Source organism: Streptomyces sp. NPDC034670, from assembly GCF_055574875.1.
Map to the genome: position 1 here is coordinate 93,155 of NZ_JBVITR010000014.1, position 9,361 is coordinate 102,515.

The 9,361-nt window shown below is 73.1% G+C and carries 8 protein-coding genes; all 8 read right to left on the bottom strand.

Annotated elements, in window-relative coordinates:
* Nucleotides 1-22: 22 nt before the first annotated feature.
* The 8 genes from ACZ56B_RS13045 to ACZ56B_RS13080 all read right to left on the bottom strand — a co-directional run bounded on the left by ACZ56B_RS13045 (nucleotide 23) and on the right by ACZ56B_RS13080 (nucleotide 8,881).
* Complete coding sequence (locus tag ACZ56B_RS13045; protein ID WP_468789258.1) at nucleotides 23-1,552, bottom strand: glycoside hydrolase family 43 protein; 1,530 nt, start codon at nucleotides 1,550-1,552, stop codon at nucleotides 23-25.
* Nucleotides 1,549-2,394 (bottom strand): DUF6807 domain-containing protein, encoded by an 846-nt coding sequence (locus ACZ56B_RS13050; RefSeq protein ID WP_468789260.1) that lies wholly within the window; start codon nucleotides 2,392-2,394, stop codon nucleotides 1,549-1,551. Before ACZ56B_RS13050 ends, ACZ56B_RS13045 begins: the two co-directional genes overlap by 4 nt.
* Nucleotides 2,391-3,593: a Gfo/Idh/MocA family protein gene (locus ACZ56B_RS13055; protein ID WP_468789262.1), complete on the bottom strand. Its 1,203-nt coding sequence runs from the start codon at nucleotides 3,591-3,593 to the stop codon at nucleotides 2,391-2,393. Before ACZ56B_RS13055 ends, ACZ56B_RS13050 begins: the two co-directional genes overlap by 4 nt.
* Nucleotides 3,590-4,486, bottom strand: a complete 897-nt coding sequence (locus ACZ56B_RS13060; RefSeq protein WP_468789265.1) for a carbohydrate ABC transporter permease — start codon at nucleotides 4,484-4,486, stop codon at nucleotides 3,590-3,592. Before ACZ56B_RS13060 ends, ACZ56B_RS13055 begins: the two co-directional genes overlap by 4 nt.
* Nucleotides 4,483-5,418 (bottom strand): carbohydrate ABC transporter permease, encoded by a 936-nt coding sequence (locus ACZ56B_RS13065; protein ID WP_468789267.1) that lies wholly within the window; start codon nucleotides 5,416-5,418, stop codon nucleotides 4,483-4,485. The genes ACZ56B_RS13060 and ACZ56B_RS13065 overlap by 4 nt, the downstream gene beginning before the upstream one ends.
* Nucleotides 5,419-5,514: 96 nt before the next feature.
* Entirely contained in the window at nucleotides 5,515-7,266 is a 1,752-nt protein-coding gene (gene araD, locus ACZ56B_RS13070; protein ID WP_468789269.1) for an L-arabinonate dehydratase, read from the bottom strand.
* Nucleotides 7,263-8,171: a dihydrodipicolinate synthase family protein gene (locus ACZ56B_RS13075; RefSeq protein WP_468789271.1), complete on the bottom strand. Its 909-nt coding sequence runs from the start codon at nucleotides 8,169-8,171 to the stop codon at nucleotides 7,263-7,265. Before ACZ56B_RS13075 ends, araD begins: the two co-directional genes overlap by 4 nt.
* Nucleotides 8,168-8,881 (bottom strand): GntR family transcriptional regulator, encoded by a 714-nt coding sequence (locus ACZ56B_RS13080; protein WP_468789273.1) that lies wholly within the window; start codon nucleotides 8,879-8,881, stop codon nucleotides 8,168-8,170. The genes ACZ56B_RS13075 and ACZ56B_RS13080 overlap by 4 nt, the downstream gene beginning before the upstream one ends.
* Nucleotides 8,882-9,361: the final 480 nt, after the last annotated feature.

Sequence of the window (9,361 nt, forward strand, 5' to 3'; positions counted from 1 at the left end):
GGTGGTCGTCGCCCGGCGGCGTTCAGCCGTGCGACGCGGCCCGGGTCCTGAACCGGGTGAACACGGCCGCGCCGGCGTGTCCCTGGCCGGCGGGCGCGAGGGCGACCAGGCCGAGCAGGGCGCCGACCCAGCGCCAGGGGGTGGCGGCGAAGACCTGGCCGGAGGGGCGGAAGCCGCCCCCGGTGTCGTAGGAGAAGCGGCAGCGCGCCCCGGCTCCGATCTCGACGCGCAGCCGGGCCCGGCCCTCGGGAGCGGTCCGCGGGTGATCGGCGTCCCGTTCCTCCCGCGCGACCGTCTCCGCGAACCGGTGCACCAGGCGCACGGTGCCGTCCGCGCCCCGCTGGAGCCCGATCCAGCAGTACGCGTCCCCGAGGACCACCAGGCCAGCCCGCGCGCCGGGCTCCTCGCTGTCGAGCCGCAGCTCCACCTCGACGGTGCACGGGGCGCCGGGCAGCCGCTGGGTGAGGACGTGGGGCAGTCTGCGCAGGTCGTGCGCGTCGGTGGAGCGCACGCAGGTCAGCCGCAGTCCGTCGGCGGAGTGCTGGGTGGTCCAGCCCTCCCGGGGGTTGGCGGTCCACTGCCACTGGCGGCCGTGGCGGCCGCCGGGGAAGTCGTCGTCGGTGGCGGGCGCGACGGGCGGCTGCGGCGGCAGGTCCGGGCGGCGGTGCGCGATGACGGGGGCGCCGCGGTCCCCGAGCACCGGCCAGCCCCCGTCGTCCCAGCGCATCGGCTGGAGGTGGACCACCCTGCCGTACGCCCCGCGCTGCTGGAAGTGCAGGAACCAGTCCTCGCCGGACGGGGTGCGCACCCAGCCGCCCTGGTGGGGCCCGTTGACGTCGGTGTCCTTCTGCTCCAGGACGACCTTCTCCTCGTACGGGCCGAAGAACTCCCGTGCGCGGAAGGCGCCCTGCCAGCCGGTCTCCACTCCCCCGGCGGGCGCCAGGATCCAGAACCAGCCGTCGTGCCGGTAGAGCTTGGGGCCCTCCAGGGTGAACCAGCCGGGGATGCGGTCGGCGTCGACGATCACCTTGCCCTCGTCGAGGAGTTCGGTGCCGTGGGGGTGCATCCGGTGGCCGGTGAGGCGGTTCTTGATCCCGGAGCGGGACTTCGCCCAGGCGTGCACCAGGTAGGCCTCGCCGGTCTCCTCGTCCCACAGCGGGCACGGGTCGATCAGGCCCTTGCCGGCCTTCACCAGGTGCGGGCGGGTCCAGGGTCCGCGGATCTGGGGGGCGTTGACCTGGAAGACGCCCCGGTCGGGGTCGCCCCAGAAGATCCAGAACCGGTCGTCGTGGTGGCGCAGGGACGGGGCCCAGACGCCGCAGTCGTGCCGGGGCACCGCGAACTCCCCCTCGGGTTCGAGGCGTTCGAGGGCGTGGCCGACGAGGGTCCAGTTGACCAGGTCGCGGGAGTGCAGCAGCGGCAGTCCGGGGACGCGGCCGAAGCTGGAGGCGGTCAGGTAGAAGTCGTCGCCGACGCGGATCACGTCCGGGTCGGACCAGTCGGCGTTCAGGACCGGGTTGCGGTAGGTGGTGTCCGTCGGCTCGGCGGTCACGGGCTCACCGCCTTGCGGACCAGGGCGGCGGCCTCGTCCCGGCTGAGGCGGCCGTCGGCGACGACGGTGACGATCCGGCGGACCACCGTCCGGCCGGGCGGGACCGGCAGCCGCGCGTCGTGGGCGAGCGAGGAGCCGACGCCCGGGTACTCGGCGGTGCGCACGAACCAGGGGTCGCGCCGGGTCTCCTCGGTGGCCCCGGCGAAGACCAGCGTCCAGGTGGAACCGGCCAGGGCGAGCCAGTCCGCGCGGCGGCCGTGGACCTCGTCCTCGCCCCGTGCGTCGGCGGTGAAGGCGTCCGGCGGCGCCTGCTCCTTGCGGGCCCGCCAGAAGAAGCCGCCGTAGGCGGCGCCGGGGCGGCCGTTGGTGGCGGGGCTGCCGAAGGAGAGCGGGCCGGTGGTGACGTTGGTGAGGGAGAAGGTGAGGTCCAGTGCCCAGGCGCGGTCGGTGAGGGGGGTGGCCGCGACCGTGCGGCGCTCGCGCAGCAGTTCGCCCGGTGCGGCGACCCAGCGCAGCTCCTGGACGAAGCCGTCGGGGTCGCGCAGCGGGAAGGCGGTGTGCCGCTGGAGACCGTGGTTGTCCAGCTCGGTCGGCCCCCGGTCGCGGACGAAGGTGCGTCCGCCCCAGAAGTTGTGCCCCTCGACGTCGGGAACGGCGACACCGACGCCGAGGTGGTGTGCGTGGTCGGCGGGGCTCAGCTCGGTGACCGCCGTGCCGGCCAGGGTGGTGACGGGGTGCAGGTACGGGCGCGGGGAGAGCCGGGCCGGCAGCTCGGGCCGGACGACGTACCGGCCGACCGGCCGGCCCGCGACGCGCAGGACCGTGGAGTCGTCGCCGCTCAACGGGTGCTCACCTCTTTCGGCAGGTGTTCGGCGGGCCGTGCCCAGGGGGCGCCCAGCTCGGAGTAGAGGGACAGGGTGTCGGCGGCGGCCGCGACGAGTCCGTCGACGCCGGGCACGGCCCGGCGGTTCTCGCCGGGGACGCGGCGCCAGGCGTCGGCGGGCAGCGGGACCGGGTCGGGGGCCCGCCGGATCGCCTCGACGACCTTCATGAAGGCGCCGGTCTCCTGTGGGGGGACCAGCAGGGGGTCGCCGGCGGTGAGGTGGGCGACGAGGTTCTCCAGCAGGTCGGTGCGGCCGTGCTCGAACTCCTCCGGGCCGTGGTCCGCGCGCTGGAGCAGGACACGGTCCTGCTTGTACCAGAAGGTGATGCGGCCGCTGGTGCCGTGCACCATGACGTACGGTTCGCCGGCCCGCTCGGCGCACAGCGTCGCGGCGACGGTGACCGGACGGCCCTGCGCGGTGGTGACGCGGACGCAGGAGGTGTCGTCGGACTCGATGTCGTGGGCGCGCAGCAGCTCGGTCTCGATGCCGGCGACGTCCTCGGCGCGGGTGCTGCCGCCGAGCGCGAGGGCGGTGGCGACGGCGTGGGCGAGCGGGTTGGTGAGCGCGCCGTCGACCACGTCGGCGCCGTTCAGCCGCCGCCGGCCCGCCCAGGGCGCCCGCCGGAAGTAGTCCTCGTCGCGCACCCAGGCCCCGGCCCCGCCGATCCCGACCGTCCGGCCGATGGCGCCCTCGGCGATCAGGGCGCGGATCGCGGGCACGGCGTGCGAGCCCAGCGACTGGAAGCCGATCTGGCAGGCGACGCCGGCCGCGGCGACCCCGTCGGCCATCCGGCGGAACTCCGCGTAGGACGGCGCCGGCGGCTTCTCCAGCAGGAGGTGCACGCCCCGTTCGGCCGCCGCCAGGGCCAGGTCGGTGTGGGTCGGGATCGGGGTGCAGACGACCGCGACCCGGGCGCCGGTGGACTCCAGCAGGGCGCCGAAGTCGGCGGACTGCTCGGGGAGTTCACCGCCGAACTCGTCCTCGGTGAGCGGGGTGAGCTCGCAGATCCCGACGAGCCGCACCAGCCCCTTCTCCTGGAGCCGGCGGATGTTCGCCACGTGCCAGCGGCCGTGGCCGCGGGCGCCGGCGAGGACGACGGGCAGGGGCCCGCCGGTTCCCGCCCCGGTGGGCGCCGGGGACGCCGGGAGTGACGTCATCCCTTCACCGCCCCCGCGCTGAACCCGGTGATCAGCCACTTCTGGATGAAGGCGAACACGAGCACCACGGGGACGGCCGCGATGATGCCGCCCGCGGCGAGCGCGCCGAGGTCGACGCTGTCCGCGCTCATCAGGGTGTTGAGGCCGACCGGGATGGTCTGCTTCTCCTGGTTGTTGAGGAACATCAGGGCGAACAGGAAGTGGTTCCAGGAGTGGACGAAGGCGAAGGAGCCGACGGCGATCAGGCCGGGCCGCAGCAGCGGCAGGACGACGACCAGGAAGGCCCTCATCCGGTTGCACCCGTCGACCCAGGCGGCCTCCTCCAGGGAGTACGGCACGTTCTTGATGAAGTTGCTGATCAGGATGATCGACAGCGGCAGCTGGAAGACCGTCTCGGCGATGATGACGCTGCCGAGGGAGTTGATCATCTGCAGTTCGGCGAAGATCTCGAACAGCGGGACCAGCAGCAGCGCGCCGGGCACGAACTGGGAGCACAGCAGGGCCAGCATGAAGCCCCGCTTGATCCGGAAGTCGAACCGGGCGAGGGCGTAGCCGCCGGCCAGGGCGACCAGGGTCGTCATGACCAGGGTGGCGATGCCGACCAGCACGCTGTTGGAGAAGAAGGTGCCGAAGCTGCGGTCCGTCCAGACCTTCTCGAAGTGGTCGAAGGTCATCGGCCAGGGCACGAGCGAGGTCGAGCCGGCCGGACGCAGCGCGAAGAGCAGGATCCAGTAGAACGGGACGAGGGTGAAGACCAGGTAGATGCCCAGCGGGAGGTAGATCTGCCAGCGGGGCGCCTCGTCCCAGGCCCGGTGCCGCTTCGGCGGGCGGGGCGGTTCGGGTGCGGTGCGCGCGGGGGCGGGGGCGGCCGGGGCGGCCTCTTTGGTGATCACTTGCTTTCGCCTCCGAACTTGCTCAGCCGCAGGTAGACGATCGAGCAGAAGAGCAGGATCACGAACGCGACCGTGGTGAGGGCCGACGCGTAACCGAAGTCGTGCGCGTCGACGGAGGTGTTGGCGATGTACAGCGGCAGCGTGGTGGTCTCGCCCGCGGGTCCGCCGCCGGTCAGGGTGTAGAGCAGGTCGACGTTGTTGAACTCCCACACCGCGCGCAGCAGCGTGGACAGGATGATGGCGTCCTTCAGGTGCGGCAGCGTGATGTGCCAGAACTGCTTGATGCGGCTGGCCCCGTCGACCTCGGCGGCCTCGTAGAGGTCCTTGGAGACGGACTGGAGGTCGGCGAGGATGAGGATCGCGAAGAAGGGGACGCCGCGCCACAGGTCGGCGACGACCGCCGCCGGGAAGACGGTGGAGGTGTCCGACAGCCAGCTGACGCCGTAGTCGCCGATGCCCAGGTCCGCGAGGTAGCGGGTGATGCCGGTCTGGGAGTTGTAGAGCAGCACCCAGATCGCGGAGGTGAGCACGCCGGAGACGGCCCACGGGGAGAAGACCAGGGCGCGGCCGAGGCCCCGTCCGACGAAGGTCTGGTTGACGATGAGGGCCAGCGCGAGGCCGAACAGCAGCTGGAGGCCGACCTCGACGAAGACCCACTTGGCGCTGAAGACCAGCGTGTCCCAGAACAGCGGGTCCTCGGTGAAGATGTGGACGAAGTTGTCGAAGCCCGCGTAGCCGTTGCGCCACGGCTTGGTGGGGTTGTACTCCTGCAGGCTGTAGTAGAAGACGCTGATGACCGGGTAGGCGATGAAGCCCAGCATGAGCAGGGCGGCCGGCGCGATCAGCAGGTAGGGGAGCCTGCGGGGCGTGGCGGAGGCACGGCGCCGCCGGGGTGGCTCGGGCGGTTTCGCCACGGCTGCGGCTTGGGCCATGACTGTTCTCCGTTTCTCGGTACGTCGTGCTGTGTCGTGCGTGAGCGGGTGAAGCGCTTTCTTCGTAGGTGTGCGGGGACCGGGCCGGACGCCGGGTCAGCCCGCGTAGGGGTCCTGCACCTTGCCCGGCCGGGCGAGGAACTCGAAGTCGCAGCCGGTGTCGGCCTGGGTGATCTGGTCGTGGTAGAGCGCGCCGTAGCCGCGTTCGTACCGCACGGGCGGCGGCGTCCACTGGGCCCTGCGCCGGTCCAGTTCCTCGTCGCTCACCTCGAGCCGGAGGACCCGGTTCGCCACGTCGAGGGTGATCATGTCCCCGCTGCGCACCAGGGCCAGCGGTCCGCCGACGTACGACTCGGGGGCCACGTGCAGCACGCACGCGCCGTAACTCGTCCCGCTCATGCGGGCGTCGGAGATCCGCACCATGTCCCGCACGCCCTGCTTGAGCAGGTGGTCGGGCAGCGGCAGCATCCCGTACTCGGGCATGCCCGGGCCGCCCTTGGGGCCGGCGCCCCGCAGCACGAGCACGTGGTCGGCGGTGATGTGCAGCGACGGGTCGTTGATGGTCCGCTGCATCTCCTTGTAGTCGTCGAAGACGACGGCGGGACCGGTGTGCTTGAGCAGGTGCGGTTCGGCGGCGATGTGCTTGATGACGGCGCCGTCCGGGCAGAGGTTGCCGCGCAGCACGGCCACCCCGCCCTCGGGCGCGACCGGGTTGTCGCGGGGGCGGATGACGTCGTCGTCGTGCACCTGCGCGCCGGCGATCTGCTCGCGCAGGGTGTCGTGGCAGACGGTGGGCCGCTCCAGGTGGAGCAGGTCCGGGATGCGGGAGAGGAACCCGGGCAGGCCGCCGGCGAAGTGGAAGTCCTCCATCAGGTACTTCTGTCCGCCGGGCCGCACGTTGGCGAGCACCGGGACGGTGCGGGCGATGCGGTCGAAGTCGTCGAGGGTGAGCCTCACCCCCGCGCGGCCGGCCATGGCGATCAGGTGGATCACGGCGTTGGTGGAGCCGCCGAGTCCGAGCACGGTCGTCACCGCGTCCTCGAACGCCTGGGCGGTGAGGATGTCGCTCAGCCTGCGGTCCTTGTGGACCAGGTCGACGATCGCCATGCCCGCCCTCGCGGCCATCCGGTCGTGCCCGGAGTCGACGGCCGGGATGCTGGACGCGCCCGGGACCGTGACGCCGAGGGCCTCGGCGGCGGCGGTCAGCGTGGACGCCGTCCCCATCGTCATGCAGTGGCCGGGCGAGCGGGCCAGGCCGCTCTCCAGTTCCTGCATCTCGCAGTCGCCGATGACGCCGGCCCGCTTGTCGTCCCAGTACTTCCACATGTCGGTGCCGGACCCGAGGGTCTGTCCGCGCCAGTGGCCGGGGAGCATCGGCCCGGCGGGCACGAAGACGGTGGGCAGGCCGGCGCTGGCCGCGCCCATGAGCAGGGCGGGCGTGGACTTGTCGCAGCCGCCCATCAGCACGGCCCCGTCGACCGGGTAGGACCGCAGCAGCTCCTCGGTCTCCAGGGCGAGGAGGTTGCGGTAGAGCATGGGGGTCGGCTTCTGGAAGGTCTCGCTGAGGGTGGAGACCGGGAACTCCAGCGGGAAGCCGCCCGCCTGCCACACCCCGCGCTTCACGGCCTGCGCGCGGTCCCGCAGGTGGACGTGGCAGGGGTTGATGTCGGACCAGGTGTTGAGGATCGCGACGACGGGCTTGCCCAGGTGCTCCTCGGGCAGGTAGCCCAGCTGGCGGGTGCGGGCGCGGTGGCTGAAGGAGCGCAGGCCCGACGCGACACCGCTGCCGTACCACTGGTGGCTGCGCAGCTCCTCGGGCCGCTTGCGCTGTTCGGCGGGGGTGCTCATGCGGACCATCCGGCGGCGATGGCGGCGACCTCGGCGCGCTCGCTCTCGGGCAGGGGCTTGCTCGGCGGGCGGACCTCGCGGCGGCACAGGCCGAGGGAGGCGAGGGCCTCCTTGACGACGGTGACGTTGTTGGCGGAGCCGTTGGCGGCGCGCAGTTCCTCGAAGCGGCGGATCTGCTCCCACACCTTCATGGCGGCCGGGTAGTCACCGGCGCGCAGCGCCTCGATCATGTCCCGCGAGACGGACGGGGCGACGTTGACCAGCCCGGAGGTGAAGCCGGTGGCGCCGGCCGAGAAGTAGGAGGGCGCGTACGGCTCGGCGAGGCCGGCCACCCACACGAACCGGTCCAGGCCCGCGTCCCGGGCGAAGGCGGCGAACCTCGCCGCGTCCGGCACGGAGTACTTCACCCCGATGACGTTGGGGCAGGCGTCGCCGAGTTCGGCCAGGCGGGCGCCGGTGAGCTGCGCGTTGCGGATGTAGGGGACGACGCCCAGCTCGGGCACGGCCTCGGCGATGGCGCGGTGGTAGTCGACCCAGCCGCTCTGGGAGACGTAGGGGTGGACGGGCTGGTGCACCATCACCATCCGCGCGCCGGCGTCCCGGGCGTGCCGGGCGGAGGCGACGGCGGTCGGCACGTCGTGGCCCACGCCGACCAGGACCGCCGAGCCGTCGCCGGCCTCCTCGAGGGTCAGCTCGGTGACCAGGCGGCGCTCTTCGGGGGTCAGGGCGTAGAACTCGCCGGTGTTGCCGTTGGGGGTGAGGGTCGTGATGCCGCCGTCGAGGAGACGGCGCAGCAGGGTCCGGTAGGTGCCGGGGTCCACGGAACCGTCCTCGGCGAACGGGGTCACCGGGATCGCCACCACGTCGGCCAGGGCCGTCCGCTGGGTCTCGAACGTCGTCGTCATGCCTGAGCGTCCTCTTTCTGGGCGTCCTGAATGTGCGGGGCGTCCGGGGCGTCCGGGGCCTCCGGGATGTCGCATCCCGCCTCGGGGAACGCCCTGCGCACGAACGACGCGATGTGCGCGTGCAGGGCGCGTGCCGCGCCGTCGGCGTCCCCGCCGAGGGCGAGCCGCAGGATCTCGCGGTGCTCGCTGGCCTCCTGTTCCCAGGAGGGGTCGGCGGCCCAGGCGACGGCGGAGACGAGGGCGGCCTGGTCGCGGACCTCGTCGAGCATCCGGCCGAGCAGCGGGTTGCCGCACGGCAGGTAGAGGGCGCGGTGGAACTCGCGGTTGGCGAGCGACCGTTCGGCCGTGTCGGTGGCCTCGTCGGCCCGGGTCAGCGCGGAGCGGGCGGCGTCGAGGGAGGCGCCGCGCCGCACGGCGCGCTTGAGGGCCTCGGGTTCGAGGAGCAGGCGCACGTCGTAGACCTCGCGCGCCATGTCCGCGTCGACCATGCGCACCGTGACGCCCTTGTACTGGCTCATCACCACCAGACCGGTGCCGGCCAGGGTCTTGAGCGCCTCGCGCACCGGGGTCTTGGACACCCCGAACTGCGCGGCGAGATCGGTCTCGACCAGGGCCTGGCCCGGCGTCAGCCGGCCGGTGAGGATGCGGCGTTTGATCTCCTCCAGCACGTACTGCGTGCGGGAGGGGATCGGGGTGGGCACAGAGGTCATGCGCGCCTCTCGGATCTCGCATATCGCGTCTCATATATGACGTACGAAGTACGACGCGGATGACCGTAGGAGTGGCCCCGCGGGTCCGTCAATGCTTCTGACAAAGGAACTTGCGGTTGCCGTCCGGCCACCGGACGGGTGACCCGCCGGGCGGCCCGGACGGGACCGCCCGCGGAAGCGGCGTCCTTCGGCGCCGGGTGCGTCCGTTCGCCGTCGCGACGCCCGCGGCCGTCCGCCTCACGGAGGAACGGGCCGGTGTCGCGGGCGGGTCCGACGGGGACGGAAGGCGTCCGTCGCGGGCGGGGCCCGCCCTCGAACTCCCGGTTCCGTTGGAGCGGCGGGGTCCCCCCGGTCTCCGGGCAGGCCGGCCCCGGGGGGGGGGGGGGGGGGGGGGGGGGGTCGGGGGGGGGGGGGGGGGGGGGGGGGGGGGGGGGGGGGGGGGGGGGGGAGGGGGGGGGTGGGTCTTGAGGCGGGGGAAGA

Coding starts and splice junctions, on each gene's coding strand:
- ACZ56B_RS13055 (WP_468789262.1), bottom strand. CDS start 3,593: ATGACGTCACTCCCGGCGTCCCCGGCGCCCACCGGGGCGGGAACCGGC.
- ACZ56B_RS13080 (WP_468789273.1), bottom strand. CDS start 8,881: ATGACCTCTGTGCCCACCCCGATCCCCTCCCGCACGCAGTACGTGCTG.
- ACZ56B_RS13065 (WP_468789267.1), bottom strand. CDS start 5,418: ATGGCCCAAGCCGCAGCCGTGGCGAAACCGCCCGAGCCACCCCGGCGG.
- ACZ56B_RS13075 (WP_468789271.1), bottom strand. CDS start 8,171: ATGACGACGACGTTCGAGACCCAGCGGACGGCCCTGGCCGACGTGGTG.
- araD (WP_468789269.1), bottom strand. CDS start 7,266: ATGAGCACCCCCGCCGAACAGCGCAAGCGGCCCGAGGAGCTGCGCAGC.